This is a genomic window from Bacillus sp. LQ01 (genome assembly GCF_057624735.1).
Genome location: NZ_JBYEZL010000001.1, coordinates 2,104,594 through 2,121,138, shown reverse-complemented (window position 1 = coordinate 2,121,138; position 16,545 = coordinate 2,104,594). Strand labels below are relative to the sequence as shown.

General features: G+C 36.5%; 15 protein-coding genes, 1 pseudogene and 1 other annotated feature (1 of these 17 only partly in view). Of the genes and pseudogenes, 10 read left to right on the top strand and 6 right to left on the bottom strand.

Translation table 11 applies throughout. The features are described 5' to 3' along the window. Positions 1–140 (top strand) — a binding site (T-box leader) (it extends 71 nt beyond the left edge of the window). A gap of 140 nt (positions 141–280) precedes the next feature. Both proB and AC22L0_RS11120 read left to right on the top strand, forming a co-directional pair. After that, positions 281–1,384 carry a glutamate 5-kinase gene (gene proB / locus AC22L0_RS11125; RefSeq protein ID WP_000744736.1) on the top strand — a complete coding sequence of 368 codons (1,104 nt, stop codon included), beginning with the start codon at positions 281–283 and terminating at the stop codon, positions 1,382–1,384. Between the two features lie 16 nt (positions 1,385–1,400). After that, positions 1,401–2,648 carry a glutamate-5-semialdehyde dehydrogenase gene (locus AC22L0_RS11120; protein WP_001006620.1) on the top strand — a complete coding sequence of 416 codons (1,248 nt, stop codon included), beginning with the start codon at positions 1,401–1,403 and terminating at the stop codon, positions 2,646–2,648. Between the two features lie 49 nt (positions 2,649–2,697). On the opposite strand, the gene AC22L0_RS11115 is transcribed toward AC22L0_RS11120, so the two are convergent. Both AC22L0_RS11115 and AC22L0_RS11110 read right to left on the bottom strand, forming a co-directional pair. Then, entirely contained in the window at positions 2,698–3,891 is a 1,194-nt protein-coding gene (locus AC22L0_RS11115; RefSeq protein ID WP_000545484.1) for a NupC/NupG family nucleoside CNT transporter, read from the bottom strand. Between the two features lie 332 nt (positions 3,892–4,223). Further along, positions 4,224–4,424, bottom strand: a pseudogene (locus AC22L0_RS11110) (DinB family protein); the annotation flags it as partial. A 258-nt stretch (positions 4,425–4,682) separates the two neighbouring features. On the opposite strand from AC22L0_RS11110, the gene AC22L0_RS11105 reads away from it, so the two are divergent. From AC22L0_RS11105 to AC22L0_RS11090, 4 genes are all read left to right on the top strand, one after another. Further along, the gene (locus AC22L0_RS11105) at positions 4,683–5,726 is read left to right on the top strand and encodes an ArsR/SmtB family transcription factor (protein WP_087966982.1); all 1,044 of its coding nucleotides are present in this window, start codon (positions 4,683–4,685) and stop codon (positions 5,724–5,726) included. Positions 5,727–5,777: 51 nt separating this feature from the next. Further along, positions 5,778–6,998, top strand: a complete 1,221-nt coding sequence (locus AC22L0_RS11100) for an MFS transporter (RefSeq protein ID WP_087966984.1) — start codon at positions 5,778–5,780, stop codon at positions 6,996–6,998. Positions 6,999–7,094: 96 nt separating this feature from the next. Next, positions 7,095–7,421 carry a heme-degrading monooxygenase HmoA gene (gene hmoA, locus AC22L0_RS11095; protein WP_000469498.1) on the top strand — a complete coding sequence of 109 codons (327 nt, stop codon included), beginning with the start codon at positions 7,095–7,097 and terminating at the stop codon, positions 7,419–7,421. A 234-nt stretch (positions 7,422–7,655) separates the two neighbouring features. Continuing rightward, positions 7,656–8,075, top strand: coding sequence for a VOC family protein (locus AC22L0_RS11090; RefSeq protein WP_000773085.1), 420 nt, complete (start codon positions 7,656–7,658; stop codon positions 8,073–8,075). Positions 8,076–8,184: 109 nt separating this feature from the next. On the opposite strand, the gene lsrF is transcribed toward AC22L0_RS11090, so the two are convergent. The 4 genes from lsrF to AC22L0_RS11070 are packed head-to-tail and all read right to left on the bottom strand — an operon-like array spanning position 8,185 to position 11,874. Then, complete coding sequence (lsrF, locus tag AC22L0_RS11085) at positions 8,185–8,967, bottom strand: 3-hydroxy-5-phosphonooxypentane-2,4-dione thiolase (RefSeq protein WP_000219782.1); 783 nt, start codon at positions 8,965–8,967, stop codon at positions 8,185–8,187. A gap of 6 nt (positions 8,968–8,973) precedes the next feature. Next, positions 8,974–9,336 (bottom strand): cupin domain-containing protein, encoded by a 363-nt coding sequence (locus tag AC22L0_RS11080; protein ID WP_000909986.1) that lies wholly within the window; start codon positions 9,334–9,336, stop codon positions 8,974–8,976. 25 nt (positions 9,337–9,361) lie between these two features. Continuing rightward, a complete protein-coding gene (gene lsrK / locus AC22L0_RS11075) occupies positions 9,362–10,924 on the bottom strand; it encodes an autoinducer-2 kinase (RefSeq protein ID WP_087966987.1) in 1,563 nt (520 codons plus the stop codon). After that, complete coding sequence (locus AC22L0_RS11070; RefSeq protein ID WP_134995477.1) at positions 10,924–11,874, bottom strand: sugar-binding transcriptional regulator; 951 nt, start codon at positions 11,872–11,874, stop codon at positions 10,924–10,926. Before AC22L0_RS11070 ends, lsrK begins: the two co-directional genes overlap by 1 nt. Before the next feature lie 179 nt (positions 11,875–12,053). Between AC22L0_RS11070 and AC22L0_RS11065 the strand changes: the two genes are divergently transcribed. The 4 genes from AC22L0_RS11065 to lsrB are packed head-to-tail and all read left to right on the top strand — an operon-like array spanning position 12,054 to position 16,511. Beyond that, complete coding sequence (locus AC22L0_RS11065) at positions 12,054–13,535, top strand: sugar ABC transporter ATP-binding protein (RefSeq protein WP_139894537.1); 1,482 nt, start codon at positions 12,054–12,056, stop codon at positions 13,533–13,535. After that, a complete protein-coding gene (locus AC22L0_RS11060) occupies positions 13,532–14,485 on the top strand; it encodes an ABC transporter permease subunit (RefSeq protein ID WP_048656543.1) in 954 nt (317 codons plus the stop codon). Before AC22L0_RS11065 ends, AC22L0_RS11060 begins: the two co-directional genes overlap by 4 nt. Next, entirely contained in the window at positions 14,482–15,471 is a 990-nt protein-coding gene (locus AC22L0_RS11055) for an ABC transporter permease (protein WP_139894536.1), read from the top strand. The genes AC22L0_RS11060 and AC22L0_RS11055 overlap by 4 nt, the downstream gene beginning before the upstream one ends. Beyond that, positions 15,468–16,511, top strand: a complete 1,044-nt coding sequence (gene lsrB / locus AC22L0_RS11050; protein ID WP_087966990.1) for an autoinducer 2 ABC transporter substrate-binding protein LsrB — start codon at positions 15,468–15,470, stop codon at positions 16,509–16,511. Before AC22L0_RS11055 ends, lsrB begins: the two co-directional genes overlap by 4 nt. Positions 16,512–16,545 lie beyond the last annotated feature (34 nt).

Genomic DNA, 16,545 nt, shown 5'->3' with positions numbered 1-16,545 from the left:
TCCTCGTATAGAATATATCGAACCTATCCCTGAGTCTTAAATGAAAGTTTAGGCGTTCGCCTGCGTTATAGGCACCAAGTGGATATCTATGTATATCAATTAAGGTGGTACCGCGGAACAATGACCGTTTCGTCCTTTTTATTTTATTAAGGGCGAAGCGGTCATTTTTATTTTGCTCTTAAATACTTCAGTGCAGCATTGATGAGAATAGATATAGTTACAAAGTGAATGAAGTGTAATTTATAAAAAAACTTTGATTTTAGACTTGGGGGATAAAAAAGTGAAAAAACAACGAATTGTTGTAAAGATTGGGAGTAGTTCCTTGGCAGATAGTCATGGAGGCATCTCTACAGAACAGCTTTCAGATCACGTTGCCGCATTGGCTCGGTTGAAAGAAGATGGGCACGAGGTTGTGTTAATTACATCTGGAGCCGTCGCTGCAGGTTTTTCAGCGCTAGGATATCCTAGCAGACCTGTAACGATTAAAGGGAAACAGGCTGCAGCAGCTGTCGGACAAAGTTTGTTAATGCAGGCGTACACGGAGGAATTCCGTAAATATGGCATCGTTACTGCGCAACTTTTGCTGACGAGAAGTGATTTTTCTAGAAAAGAACAATATAGTAATGCTTACGCTACGTTAGGAGAATTATTAAACCGTTCCGCTCTTCCAATTATTAATGAAAATGATTCCATCTCTTTAGAGGAGCTAACGTTCGGTGATAATGATATGCTGTCAGCTTTAGTAAGCGGGCTTGTTTCGGCGGATATGCTTATGATCTTTACGGATGTGAACGGGTTATATGACAAAAATCCTCAGAAAAATGCGGATGCAAAAAAATATTATTTTCTTCCTGAAGTTACGGAAGAAATTTCTTCTCTTGCAGGAGATGCAGGCTCAAAACTTGGGACTGGCGGTATGAAATCAAAAATCGATGCTGCAAAGACAGCACTCTCTCTTGGTGTGAGTGTATTTATCGGAACAGGACGTGGACAGGAAAAGTTTGTAGATGTTTTGAAGGGTAAGGGTGATGGAACGTATGTTGGTAATGCTCCTCAAAAAGAAATGAAGATGAACAAGCAATGGATTGCCTTGCATTCGCTTGTTAGCGGACAAATTGAAGTAGATGCTGGGGCAGCTACTGCCATCATTCAGCATGGGAAGAGTTTACTTCCAGCTGGTGTTACGAATGTATCAGGATTTTTCCAAGTGGGTGAAGTTGTAGAGGTTGTAACGCAACAAGGGCGCGTAATAGGAAAAGGACAATGCACATATAGTGCAGAGGAACTAAGAGATGTAAAAGGTATGCAAAGCCAAGATATTCAAGTAAGAGGCGAGAGACATAGTTATGAAGTCATCCATAGGGATCATTGGGTTTCACTTTAAAAAGGAGGAAATAAAAATGAATGAAGTGTTAGCAAAGGGGATAAAAGCAAAAGAGGTTGCTAGAGAACTTGTGCTTAAAACTACAGATCAAAAAAATGAAGCACTTGCTGCAATTGCTAATCAGCTGATAGTAGAAACAGCTTATATTTTAGAAGAAAACAAACGGGATATTGAAGAAGGTAAGGAGAAAGGATTTTCTCATTCACTCCTTGATCGCCTTTTGCTGAATGAACAACGAATTGTTGATATGACAGAGGGTATTAAGCAGTTAATTGAATTACGTGATCCTATTGGAGAATGTGTAAGTGCATGGGAACGACCAAATGGACTATCTATTCAGGAGATGCGCGTACCACTTGGTGTTGTCGGAATGATTTATGAGGCAAGACCGAATGTAACTGTTGATGCTGCTACAATTTGTTTAAAAACAGGAAACGCAGTAATACTACGTGGTAGTTCTTCTGCTATACATTCTAACAAAGCTATCGTTAGCGTTATTCACCGGGCGCTTAAGCAAACTAGCTTGCCTTCAGAAAGTGTACAGCTCATAGAAGATACAACGAGAGATAGTGCAAAACAGTTGTTTACATTGAACGAGTACTTGGATGTTCTTATACCAAGAGGCGGTAAACAATTAATTGATACAGTAGTGAGAGAAGCGTCTGTTCCAGTACTTGAAACAGGTGCGGGAAATTGTCATATATTCATTGATGAAACAGCAGATAAACAAATGGCGTTTAATATTATTATAAACGCAAAAACGCAGCGTCCATCTGTATGTAATGCAATTGAGACGATTGTACTTCATGAGAATTGGGCAGAGCAATATGGTAGCGAGTTGTTTTCTTCCTTGAAGGAAAGAGGAGTGGAGCTACGTGGTGATAATAAAGCAGTGGCGATTGATCCTTCTATCTTACTTGCGACAGAAGAAGACTGGGAAACTGAGTTTTTATCTCTCACACTAGCAGTGAAAGTGGTTTCCACTGTTGAAGAAGCGATTCATCATATAAATACGTATGGATCTATGCATTCTGAAGCGATTATTACTGAAAACGAGGAAAACGTCAGCAAGTTTTTTACTTCTGTAGATGCCGCGGCACTTTATCATAATGCATCGACTCGTTTTACAGATGGATCCGAATTTGGATTCGGAGCGGAAATTGGTATCAGTACACAAAAGTTACACGTAAGAGGACCAATGGGGCTTCCAGCATTAACTTCTACAAAATATGTGATTCGTGGAAATGGGCAAATTCGAAAATAATAATAAAAGACACTCAATTGGCTTGGGTGTCTTTTATTATAAAAATTATTTACCATACAAATAGCCCAACGAGCATAGCACTTAATAAAGAAACAGCCATCCCGCTAACAAGAAGCTTCCAAACATTTTTACCGATGACTGATGATTTTTCTCCGCCAAATAATGAATTGTAAGTTCCGTAAATCATACCTACTGTACTAAAGTTAGCAAAAGAAGCTAGAAATGTCGTTGCAACCGCAACCGTATGCGGTTGTAACGACTTTAAGTTTGATTTTAAATCCATCATTGCAACAAATTCATTCGTCGTTATTTTGATCCCCATTAATTCAGCTACATACATAGCATCACTGCCTGATAAACCGAGTAAAAATGCAAAAGGACTAAAGATAATGGAGAAGATTTTTTGAATTGTTAACCCCGTTACAAAAAATCCTAAAATCCCATTTAAACATGCTGTTAAAGCTACATAACCAATTACCATAGCTAAAATAACGATAACCATATTCATCCCAACTAACATACTGTTTGAAATAGTAGAAAAGAAATCCTTTTTTTCATGTTTTGAAGGTGTGTAAACAACGTCTTCTTCTTTCGAAACTTCCACAGGATTTAATACATTGGCTAAAATTAATGCGTTAATACAATTTAATGGAATGGCGCTGAAAATATATGTTGCTGGCACCATTGATAAATAAGCGCCAAGAATGGATCCGCTAACGCTACTCATACTCATAATTCCAAAAGTTAATAATCGATTTTCTTTTAACACAGATAATTGATCACGAACAACCGCAAGTGCTTCGGTGTTTCCTAAAAACATCATTTGAATCGAAAAGAAACTTTCTAATTTTGGTAAACGAGAAATCTTTGAAATAACTGCACCTACTTTATCAATAATCCAAGTTAAGATTCCGAAATAAGATAGAATATCGAAAAAAGTAATAACAAAAATGATAGGAAGTAACGCACTAAAGAAGAAATCAATGTGCTGACTTTCCATAGCTGAAGGAAATGCAAATCGAATACCTTCATTCGCACATGCTAGTAGCCAACTGAAAAATGACGCAATTTTATTAATGATAATACTGCCGAGCTTTGTGCCTAACATAAACCATGTAATAAAAAGCTCCAATAGGATGAGAATTACAATTGGTCTCCATTTTATATGTTTTTTATTAGGCGAACATAAGAAAACGATTAATATGACAACGAAAATCCCTAACATATTCAATATGAAATGCATGTCAACAACTCCTTGAGGCTTATTATTTCTATATAAAAAAGCATCTATTCTTCCAAATTTGGATTATGATTAGAAGTTATGAAGCATGTAAGTTATGTTAGGAATCAATGTATTTTAATTTGCTTTATTTTGAGCAATCGCAGTAATTATCGAACAATTAGTTGTTTTCAATTGTTTTGTTAGATATTAAACGTATGCGATTTTAAACATCGTTTATCCCGGATTAACGGGCAGTAAGACTTTTACCTCAAAATTCAGGGAAAGCAAAGAAGTGAAGTGGGGATGGGCTGCCCGCAAAATCCCGATTGGTAAGAGCTGATTAAAATTTCACTTTATAAATAAGAACGGTGAGTTGGCCATGAACCTTGAAGTTTCCGAAGCTGTATAATTTGTCCTGTATGATAAGCATCATGCAAAAGGATATTCATATATTGTTGCCAAACTGGTAGAGAAGGACTTAGTTGATCTAGTTCTGCTTCTTGAAGGGCGGTTAATGAAGATTGTAAGGCATCATGTACTTGAAGCGTTCGCTTTTCTCTTCAATAAACCTTCTCTATAGTTGAACAAGAGAGTGAAATACAACGTATAATTGAGCCATTAAAAAATCTCATTTTTAATATGATATTTAATAATCAAGGCTTTCATTGAGTCAGAATGAAAAGAGTATAAACCTTTTTCTGTTTGCTCATTGATTAAAGTTTTTTTAAAGTTGCAAAACGGTTCTAAAAATATAGAAGGTAAAATTCGATAAAAATAGAATATGTTATATAGCAAACAAGGAGGGGATAAAAATGGAGGTCTATCACATAACGAGCAGAAAAAGGGAAACATACAACATTCAGGTGAAATATTCGATACTTTTCGAATGTGCACTTGGCATTGCAGCGATTACTCATAAAAGGTTAATTGATACTCTTGAAAAGACTCAAAGTGAATGGGAAGAAATTAAGAAAGCATTAACAGAAGAAATGAGAGAACACTTACAGTTTGTAGAAGAACATAATACGTGGAAAGCATTACTCCAGTTATTGTATGAAGAGGATTTTCAAGATTTATCGCAGTTTAATTTTAAAATTGATTCATTTTCAGAAGAAGATTTGAAATTTATATGTTTACCGTTTTTAGGAGAGAAGTATGAAGAGAAAAGACGTTTAGCTGCAACGGGAGTTGTATGTGCAATACACGAACTAAAGGAACTAACAGATAATCATCAGTTTTTTTCTACTTATATTAGCTTTATATGTAATGTAGATGTACAAGTGCTGAAATCGCATTTAATCGCTGTTATGACAGGTTGGTATGAGAGTGTTATTAAAAGAGAGGAAGAACAAATACTTTCTATATTAAAACGAGATTATGAAGCGAAAAATGAAATGAATAAAAAGATGAAGCCGGAAGAGTTTGTCGAGTGGGCGACTGGCGGAGTGAACTATATGCCAGAGCCAAGTGTTCATCACGTACTTCTTATTCCGCAAATGACATACAGACCGTGGAATATTGAAGCGGATATTGATGATACGAAAGTATTTCATTATCCAGTTGCGAATGAAAGCATTCATCCTGAAGATCCGTATGAACCGAATTATTTTTTAGTTCAAAAACATAAGGCTCTTGGGGATGAGGCGAGATTGCGAATTGTAAAAATGTTATTTGAAAAAGAACGTACATTACAGGAAATAACGGAAAGATTACAGCTTGGTAAATCGACTGTACACCATCATTTGAAATTGTTACGTGCAGCGAAGTTAGTTGATATACATGACGGAAAATATGTATTAAGAAAGAAAGCAGTACAGTCTTTAGCGAAAGAATTAGATATGTTTTTGAATAGATAATTAACAACGAGAATGTACATAAAGGGAGGAATATAAAAGAAAAGTTGGTGTGTGAAATTGAAAAATATATTGAAAAATCGTTCGTTCTTTTTTATGTGGATTGGTAGTGCAATCTCTGAATTAGGAGGGGCTTTCGGAACGTTATGTAATTCAATTCTAGTATATGAGTTAACAGGATCGGAAATGGCTTTAAGTAGTATGTGGCTATTATATTTCATCCCATCACTCATACTGCAATTAATAAGTGGCCCATTTATTGATAAATGGAGCCGGAAGTGGATTATGATTTTTTCACAATGGATACGGGCGTCCGTATTCTTATTACCTTTGGTGATGCTAGTTACAGGTAGTATAGAAGTTTGGCACATTTATGTTGTTCAAATTGTAGTGGGACTTATTACACCTCTTTATACACCTGCAAGTCAAGCAATTACACCGAGCATTGTAAGTCAAGGACAACTTCAAGACGCAAATGCGTATATTGATGGAATGACTCGTCTCATGATGTTTCTTGCGCCAGTATTGGGCGGAGTAGTCATTCATTTCATTGGAACAGAACTTACATTATCTTTCGTATGTATTTGTCTATTTGTTAGTGGTGCTTTCTTACTTTATATAAAAGAAAAGAGAACTACAACAGATATACGAAAAACGTGGCTAGAACAATTTCTTCAAGGTTTTACATATTTTTTTACAAAACCAATCATCGTTTGGCTCGGTATATTTCTTACTTTCGTGCAGTTTGGAGTAGGGGTAACGATGGTCATAAATCTTCCTTATATAAAAGACGAGCTGTTAGCGGGATATGCAGAGTACGGCTATTTTATGGCAGGTTTTCCACTTGGCTACGTAATTGGCTCAGTATTAGTCGGAAAAGTAACATATAAAAGCCGGCGTATACTTATGCTTGGAGGATTGTTTATAGGGGGAATCACATACATTTCATTAGGATTCAATCATAGTATTATCATTGCAATACTAATTGAAGTAATAGCAGGGATTTGTATTGCATTTTTCAATGTTCATAACACAACAATATGTCAACAAATCGTCCCAAATAATATGATAGGACAAGTATTTTCAGTGCGTTTATTTTTTATACGATCCGCTATGCCATTAGGTGTGTTAGTAGGGGGAATATTGAGTGAAATGTGGGGAGTAAGAGCGCTATATGTAATTATCGGTGCAATTATATGTGTTACATCTTTAATAGGGATGTTACTTCCATATTTCAAATTTTTAGATGAGGCGATAGAAAAGAAATCAGCATAATTCAAAAAATTAAAACTTTACAATTGAAAATAATTATCATAATCAATTATAATAGAAGAATACTAGTATTCGTATAACAAAGAGGGAGTGGAATATATGTTTATCGAAACGAAAACATTTACAGTAAAAGAAGGTACATCAAATATAGTTGTAGAACGTTTTACTGGAGAAGGCATAATTGAAAAATTTGAAGGCTTCATCGATTTAAGTGTTCTCGTTAAAAAAGTAAGACGCGGTGACGAAGAAGTTGTCGTAATGATTCGCTGGGAATCGGAAGAAGCATGGAAAAACTGGGAAACAAGTGAAGAACACTTAGCTGGACATAGAGCGGGCCGTGGTAAACCAAAACCAGATCATATTATTAATGTGGATCATGCGGTTTATTATGTGAAATCATCGAAATCGGCTTATCAACAGTCGTAATATACAAGCAGAGGATACATGTTGTAGAAGCAAACATGTATCCTCTTTTTTATTACTGGGGGGATGGGAATGATAGGAAATCTTTCATTCATTTAAAAAACGTTCTAGGCTATAGAAAAAAATATTAGACTTATAAAGCATAGTCTTAGACGGAACGCTTGAATATTTTCCCTTACATATTTAAGTGTTATGGAAATGAGTCTATATACCTTCTGTTTAAAAGGAGATGAGTACATGAAGCTGAATCATTTAAATTTATGTGTTGATGATTTATCAGAAGCGAGACATTTCTTTGAAACATTTTTTGATTTTCAATTTTTGGAGCAAAAAGGGAAAGCACTTGTAGTCATGAGTGATGAGAGTGGTTTTATACTTGTACTAAGTGATCCAAAAGCATTTAAAGGGAATAAGGAAGTTACGTATCCGGAAGCTTTTCATATTGGTTTTTTAGTGGATACATCAAGTGAAGTGGATCAAGCGTATAATCGTTTAGTAGCCGGCGGCATTGAAATAGACAAGGAACCTTATTTGATGCGAGGTAGTAGTTATGGTTTTTATTTTACAGTATTTAATGGCTTATTAATTGAAGTGTCTTGTCTTGATTATAGAGAAGGTAAGAAAGTTTCAAAGCTTAATAGTAATCATCTAGAGTAATCATTTGAAGGTGTATAGAATTTAAGTATGTATCATATTAGAAGACGGATTAAGAAAGTTTCACTGTAAAGTAAAAAAGACAGACTAATAAATAGTCTGTCTTTTCACATTAATTCTTCACATCATCATAAAGTTCAAGTGCCTCTTTCACATTCAATCCATTTTTCACAATGCCATGTATCGCTTGAATCATCGCAGCTGGGTGCTCGGATTGCCATATGTTTCGGCCCATATCTACTCCAATTGCGCCTTCTTGCAGCGCATTGTACGTAATGTTTAATGCGTCTTCAATTGAATCTAGTTTTGGGCCACCCGCGATGACGACTGGGGCAGGGCATGTGCTCGTTATTTTTTCGAATCCTTCACAGTAATACGTTTTAATAATATCAGCACCCATTTCAACACATACGCGGGAAGCAAGTGCTAGAAAGCGAGCTTCACGTTTTTGTAATTCTTTTGCGACTGCGGTAATGCCGAGTACAGGTAGGCCGTAATCGTGAGCTTCAGAGACTACATTTGCGAGATTTGTAACAGTTTGTGTTTCATAGTCTGATCCGACAAAAACAGAAACGCCAACGCCAATTGCGTTTTGCTTCACTGCTTCTTTTACAGGTGTAACAATTGTTTCATTCGCTAAATCTTTACCGACGACAGTAGCACCGCCAGATACACGCATAACCATCGGTGTGCTGCAGTTTTCAGGAATACAGGAGCTAAGTACACCACGCGTTAAAAAGAGAGAATCCGTGTAAGGAAGTAAGTTTTTAACTGTTTCAAGTGGTTGTTCTAGTCCGTGAATTGGTCCTAAGAAATAACCGTGATCTATTGCTAACATTACCGCTCTGCCATCAGGTAAAATTGTATTTAATCGATTTTTAAATCCCCAAGTCATTCCAAATCACTCCTTCGTTAATGTTGGATTTTCCGTTTGTACAGTATCTTTATTTGGTAAATGTGGTGACTTAATAAAAACAGCTTTAAAAGGTTTGTCAGAATGGTTAATAAGATAGTGAGATTCATGAGGACGAACTTGCAGGACATCACCTTGTTTAATTGGAACTCTTTCATTATTCACATAGAAATCTATTTCACCTTCTAATGCATAAAAGACCTCTTCGCACGTCGTATGATAATGGTTTTGAAACTCCTGGCCCGGTTGAATGACAACAAGGCCAAGATCAATATTTGGACCTTGTATTAAATATTTCGGCCCGTTATCACCGAAGCGATAGGAGAAGTCATTTTCATTCGCTTTTAACATACAGTTCACTCCTTTATGTAATGTGTTACAGTGCACCAGGCGCAATCCACATATGTGAGGTGAGCCCTTTATCAGCTAAAGCGAGCTGACTGTCATATACAGTTTTCCATGTTTCATAGAACTCTTTATATAGTTCGTGATTTTCAGTAACTGGTTCGAATGTTTGCTCCCACTGTACAAACTCTTCGGCAGTTTCTTCCATAGATGAATATATGCCAGCACCAACTCCAGCAGCAATCGCAGTTCCTAAAGCAGCTGCTTCTTTCACAACAGGTACTTTTACAGGAATACCGAGTACGTCTGATAGAATTTGTGGCCATAGTTTTCCTTTAGCGGCACCGCCAGCAAAAATAACTTCAGAAGGGAATGTGCCAGTTAGATTTTTTATTAATTTTAAGTTTCCAAGTGTAATGAAGGCTGCATTTTCTTCAATAGCACGAAACAGTTCTTTTTTTCCGCATTTGTCAGCGTCTAAACTTAAATTTAAAAAAGAAGGTGCGGCATGACGCCAAGAAATGTAGTTCATAACGTTTGAAAAAGTAGGGATAATGCCATGTGAACCGACAGGTACGTCTTTCGCTTGTTCTTCTAGTAATTCATAAGCATCTACACCGAGTTTATCAGCAAGTTTCTTTTCTTCTTGGCAAAAAGCGTCTCGAAACCAGCGCATAACGAGACCTGGGAAAAAGGCGATTGTTTCATATTGCCATAGGTTCGGAACGACGTGACAATTTACTCGAATCGCAGCATGTGGATCTGTTATTGGCTCAGTAACATTCACTTCTTGTTGCCAAAAGCTACCCCCGCATATTAACGTTTGATTCGGTTTCACGATTCCTGTTCCGAGCGATGCCATTTGAGCATCTCCACCCCCGGCGACGACAGGAATCCCTTCACGTAATCCAGTTAATGCTGCACACTCTTTTGTAACGTTGCCAATTACTGTACCAGCTTCATTTACTGTTGGTGAAAATGGCAAAGATAGACCGCACTCCTTAGCGACATCGTTATCCCACAATCTATTTTGTAAGTCAAAAATACCTGACGTGCATCCGTTTGAGGGATCAATTTGTAGTACGCCGCTTAGTTTATATAAAATCCAATCGTTTAACATTGTAAAAGAGTAAATATTATTATAGACGTCGGGTTCATGTTTTTTTATCCAGAGTAGGCGTGGTAAAGCACCTAATGAAAAAGTTTGACCAGACTTTGTATATAAATCTTTTTCAAGATGTGACCGAATTTCTTTTAATTCACTAACTTCGACGGATGCACGGCCATCAACATTTGCACATGCCCATATTTCTTGCCCATGTTTATCATATAAAACAAAACCTTCTCGCATACTTGTAGCGCTAATAGCTTGAATAGAAGAGGGAAGTATATTACTTTTTTGCAGAACTTCTTTCGTACACTGTTGTACAAGTTGCCAGTTTTCTTTTACATCAAAATTCATAGAACCGGGGTAACGAGGATCAGTTTTATGAACCCATTCCTTTTGGCTTACTGCAATTTGATTGCCATGTAAATCAAAAAGAACAGCTCGAATGCTTCCTGTACCAGCATCGAAAGCTAATAAAGTAGACATTAAGAATCACCTTCCTTTCTTAATAAGGAGAGCGCAGTTTCTTCATCAGTAATTAATGTATGAATAAAATTCCCTTTTAAAGCCCCATAAATGGCATCTATCTTTTGAGTACCTCCAGCCACACCAATGACATGCTTCATGTTGCGAAGAATCGTAAGTGGTGTGCCAATTAGACGATTATGATGCGAGAGCTCTAATAACTCACCATTCGTATTATAAAACTGTCCTAAAATATCGCCCGCCCCGTTTTGACTTCGAATATATGTCATTTCACGTAGCGTTAATTTTTCTTCTTTTACAATTGTAGCGTCTTGAGATAACCCGCCAATACCGACAACTGCTGTATGTGCAAGTGAAGCGACATGAAGCATATCTTTCACACTTGGTTCTGATAAAATACTTCGTGCCATTTCAGTAGAAGATGCTAGAAAAGGAGTAGGAATAATATGAAGTTCGCCTTGCATGTAGTGTAAATAGTTTTGTTTTCTTGGGAGATAGTGGTTTACTCCGCCTGTTAGCGTTACGAATGAAAGATTAATAGAACTTTCAAAATGAATGTTTTCTAGCATTTTACTTATCGTTTCACCCCAGCCGATGCCGAGTAAATCACCTTGTTGGAGATGAGTCTCTAAATATTGTGCAGCGGCTTTTCCGAGAGAAGTAGCATAATTGTTTATTGGAGTAGGGATAATGAAAGCATCTTTTAAGTGGAACTTTTTCATTAAGTCACGTTCAATGCTCAAGCAATGCAAACCGGTTCCTTTTACGTGAAATGTAACGATACCTTCACTGCGTGCCTTATCTAATAACCGGACGACTTTATTTCTTGAAATATGAAGAAGTGAAGCAATCTCTTGTTGTGTTAATTGATCTTTATAATAGTACCAGGCTACTTTAGTTAATAAATTTTCTTCAAAGTTCAGCTGTGACATACTCTTCATCCCTTTCAACAATTGACCAATGCTTAAACATATGTGTCACATATTTTGTTTATTCCAGTTGAAACGATTAATAGTACATTGAAAAAAGTGTTCTAGATATGAAAAAAGGAATATACAATGCTACAAAACAAGTAGAACAAATAATCATTTTCTCAAAAAATGTTCTGGGTAAAGGCAGGTGACATCATGTGGAGAATGTGCCCTTATTACAAGTGAAGAAAATGAGTAAGGCGTTTTCGAATCAACTTGTGCTAAAGGAAGTGAACTTACAAGTAGAGCATGGTGATATATACGCTTTAGTTGGTGGAAATGGCGCCGGGAAATCGACATTAATGAAAATATTAACGGGGTTATATTCGTATGATAGTGGAGAAATGTATGTGAAAGGAAAGAGACAGCAGTTTGCAAATCCAAAAGAAGCACACCAAGAAGGGATTTATTTAATACCACAAGAACCGCTCATTTTTCCGCATATGACCATTGAAGAAAATATATGTATTGGATTAAAGGGGAATAGAAAGAAGCTTAAAGTAAAAGTTCAGCAATTAATTGACAGTTTAAGTTGGGATATTGATCTTAATGAACAGGGAGAATCGTTATCTATTGCGCAACAACAGTTAGTAGAAATCGTTAGAGGATTAATAAGAGAAGCTGAGATTCTTATTCTAGATGAGCCAACATCGACATTAACAACACACGAAATTAAGAGTCTTTTTGTGTTGATGAAAAGTTTACAAGAAAAAGGAATTGGGATGATTTATATTACGCATCGTTTTCCAGAAATCTTTGAAATTGCCAACAAAGTAGCAATACTACGTGATGGAATGGTTGTAAGCCAAGGTGATGTATGTGACTATACATATGACATGCTGATGGAGGGACTATTGCCAAAAGGATATAAACAGAAAGAGAAAATAGAAGTAGTTCAAGAGACAGTAAAGACGAAAAAAATATTAGAAGTGGTTGATATAAATGGTCACGCATTCGAAAATATATCATTCACTGTACATGCGGGTGAGGTTGTAGGTGTTGCTGGCATTATAGGATCTGGCAGAACGGAATTAGCAGAAGCGATATTTGGATTGAAAACTATAAAATCAGGGTCTATCTTATTGGGTGGAAAATCAATTGATACGTGTTCTTTGCATAAAAGGCTAGATGAAGGACTAGTTTATGTGCCAGAGGATAGGGCGAGGAATGGAATTTTCTCAATTGCTTCTGTTAAAGAAAATATTGCAGCGGCAAGTTTATATCAAAATAATCGCTTTTTTATAAATCAAGAAAAAGAAAGCGCTTTAGTTAATTCGTTTATAGAACAATTCCGAATTGTTGTACAGAATATGAATAAAGAACTGGCATCTTTATCAGGAGGTAATCAGCAGAAGGTCGTGCTTGCGAAGTATCTTGCATGTAATCCTAAAATTATTATTCTTGATGAGCCGACTCGCGGAATTGATGCGAAAGCAAGGCTTGAAGTGTATGAGACGATAAAAAAAATGAAAAGGGAAGGACTCGCAATTTTATTAATCTCTTCGGATGTTGAAGAGATTGTCCAATTAGTAAACCGTGTATATGTAATGAGAAATGGGCGATTTGTTTCTCATATGGAAAAAGAACAACTGAGTGTGAATGAAGTTACACGCCTTGCATACGGAGGTGTAACGGAATGAAACGTATGTATAAAAGGCACGAAACGTCTATCATACTGTTACTACTAATTTATATAGCCATTGTCGGTATAATAAATCCTAGTTTTATTCAATTTAACTCGTTATCTTTACTGATGAAATCAAGCGTTATTTTAGTCGTTCTAGCAATTGGCCAATCGTTCGTTTTATTTACGAAAAATATAGACGTATCAGTTGGTTCAAGCATGGGATTAAGTGCAGCAGTTTGCGGAATGATGTTAACGAATGGGTATAGTGCATTCTTGTCGATATTTGTAGCTATTATACTTGGGGCCATTATCGGTTTCGTAAATGGTATTGGAGTTGCAAAGTTTCGGATACCAGCCATTATTATGACATTAGGGATGCTAGGAATTGTTAGGGGTGCAATGTTAATCTTCACAGGCGGGAAGTGGATTGAAGATATTCCAAACGATTTTAAGCAGCTGTCATCTATCATCATTCTTGGTTTACCTATAACTGTATGGTTCGTTCTTATTATTTTACTACTACTATACTTCTTTTTAAGAAAAGTGCCATTGGGAAGATACTTTTATGCGGTAGGTGATAATGAAGATGGCGCGAGGCTTATTGGTATACCTGTTAATAAAGTGAAGATATATGCGTTTATGATTTCAGGCATAAGCGCTGCGCTCGCTGGTTGCATATTTGTTATGAATATCGGGTTCGTCCCAAATCAAACAGGTACAGGATTAGAATTACAAGTAATCGCAGCCGCTGTACTAGGAGGAATTCATTTAAAAGGAGGAACAGGATCTTTATTTGGAGCTGCATTAGGAGCGTTATTTTTAGAAACAATAAGTAGCTCACTCGTCTTTTTAAAAATACCAGCATTTTGGAATAATGCTATTTCAGGTTTTTTACTATTACTTATTATTATATTAGATAGCGTCATGAAGAGGTGGAAAGCAGAAAGGAGGATGAATCTATGAAGTATTTTTACAGATGGGAAGGTGTGTTAATCATATTACTTCTTATAGAATTCATTCTCTTTAGTTTTATAAATAGCGATTTCTTAAATATTAGTAATCTCCTTTTTAGTACAAATGATTTCCTATTTATCGCAATTGCGGCGATACCAATGACTTTTGTTATAGTAACAGGAGGAATTGATGTATCTGTAGGATCAATTATGGGGCTAACCTCGATTTTAATTGGTGTGTTTTGGATGAATGGGATTCATATTTTACTAGCAGTAATAATGGCACTTATAGTCAGTTGCTTAGCAGGAGCTTTAAATGGACTCATTATAAAAATGACAGATGTAGAACCACTAGTCGTTACACTCGGAACGATGTTTTTATACGGAGGAATTGCGCTTGTCGTTTCAGGAGGGGCGGGTGCTTCTGGATATGAAGGGATAAGCGGTTTACCTGATACTTATGTACAACTAGCAAATGGTAGTTTTATAGGAATACCCAATTTATTATGGCTACTTATTTCATTAACAATTGTATGCACGATTTTGTTTCACCGAACGATATATGGGCGCCACGTACAATTAACAGGCGCGAATGAAAATGCAGCAAAATACACCGGGATTAAGACGAAGAAAGTAGTAATCATTGCTTACATACTTTCTGGGTTAGGAGGTGGATTAGGAGGAGCTTTCTTAACTGCATATTTCGGTTCTGCACGTGCTGATATAGGAAGCGAAACAATATTACCAATCATTACAGCAGTCGTCTTAGGCGGTACACTTATTACAGGCGGAAAAGGAAGCATTATCGGTACTGTACTGGCGAGTATTTTCATTGGGCTCATGCAGTATGGCTTGCAAATGGCGGGTTTAACAAATGAACAATCCAATGTAGTAATAGGTATTATCCTTATTCTTTCAGTTATTATGAGACATTTCAAATTACATCAATTTTTAGCGGGGAAAAGACAGAGTTTGCATAAGGGGGAAATGTCATGAAGAGAAAACTAGGGATTGTATTGATTGTATGTATTTGTTTAATCGGTTTAATTGCGTGTTCTAGCCAAAAGGCAGATAAGAAAAAGGCTGATGATGTGAAATTTGCATTTATTCCGAAATTAACAGGAGTTGGTTTCTTCACATCGGGAGGTGAAGGAGCAAAGGAGATGGGAGAGAAGCTAGGCGTACAAGTGAAATATGATGGGCCGTCTGAAGCGAGTGTATCAGGGCAAGTAAAGTATATAAATAATTTTATTAACCAAAACTATGATGCACTTATGGTTTCCTCTACATCAGTTGATGGTTTATCGCAATCACTACAACGTGCTAAGAAAAAAGGAATGACCGTCTTAACATGGGATTCTGATGTGAATCCGAAAGATCGTTCTTTTTATATAAGCCAAGGAACACCAGACCAACTTGCTAACTTATTAATAGAAATGACTTCTAAGCAAATTGGAGATAAAGGAAAAGTAGCATTCTTTTATTCTAGCCCGACAGTAACGGATCAAAACCAATGGGTAACGAAAGCGAAAGAAATTATTAAAAAGAAATATCCGAACTGGGAAATTGTAACGACGCAGTACGGTGAAAATAATGCACAAAAATCTTTATCCGTAGGGGAGAACATATTAAAAACGTATCCAGATATTAACGCAGTTATTTGTCCAGATGCAACAGCACTCCCAGCAATGGCGCAGGCAGCTGAAAACTTAAAAATGGATAAAAAAGTAGTGGTAACTGGATTTTCTACACCGAACGTTATGCGTGATTATGTAAAACGAGGAACAGTACAACAATTTGGTTTATGGGATGTAAAACAACAAGGTGCTCTCGCAACGTATGTAGCAAATGAAATTGTTGTAAAAGGGAAGAAGTTAAAAGTAGGGGATAGCTTCGAAGTAAAAGGAATTGGAAAAGTGAAAGTAGAGCCAAACTCCATTCAAGGATATGATTATGAGGCAGAAGGGAACGGAATTATCGTATTACCAGAACGAGTTGTATTTACGAAAGATAATATTGATAAGTATAATTTTTAGTAGACAAAAAAACGTCCGAATATATCGGACGTTT

Bases quoted from the DNA above. Each gene is read 5' to 3' on its own strand.
- AC22L0_RS11120 (WP_001006620.1), top strand. From the start codon at position 1,401: ATGAATGAAGTGTTAGCAAAGGGGATAAAAGCAAAAGAGGTTGCTAGA.
- AC22L0_RS11115 (WP_000545484.1), bottom strand. From the start codon at position 3,891: ATGCATTTCATATTGAATATGTTAGGGATTTTCGTTGTCATATTAATC.
- AC22L0_RS11105 (WP_087966982.1), top strand. From the start codon at position 4,683: ATGGAGGTCTATCACATAACGAGCAGAAAAAGGGAAACATACAACATT.
- hmoA (WP_000469498.1), top strand. From the start codon at position 7,095: ATGTTTATCGAAACGAAAACATTTACAGTAAAAGAAGGTACATCAAAT.
- AC22L0_RS11090 (WP_000773085.1), top strand. From the start codon at position 7,656: ATGAAGCTGAATCATTTAAATTTATGTGTTGATGATTTATCAGAAGCG.
- lsrF (WP_000219782.1), bottom strand. From the start codon at position 8,967: ATGACTTGGGGATTTAAAAATCGATTAAATACAATTTTACCTGATGGC.
- AC22L0_RS11080 (WP_000909986.1), bottom strand. From the start codon at position 9,336: ATGTTAAAAGCGAATGAAAATGACTTCTCCTATCGCTTCGGTGATAAC.
- lsrK (WP_087966987.1), bottom strand. From the start codon at position 10,924: ATGTCTACTTTATTAGCTTTCGATGCTGGTACAGGAAGCATTCGAGCT.
- AC22L0_RS11060 (WP_048656543.1), top strand. From the start codon at position 13,532: ATGAAACGTATGTATAAAAGGCACGAAACGTCTATCATACTGTTACTA.
- AC22L0_RS11055 (WP_139894536.1), top strand. From the start codon at position 14,482: ATGAAGTATTTTTACAGATGGGAAGGTGTGTTAATCATATTACTTCTT.
- lsrB (WP_087966990.1), top strand. From the start codon at position 15,468: ATGAAGAGAAAACTAGGGATTGTATTGATTGTATGTATTTGTTTAATC.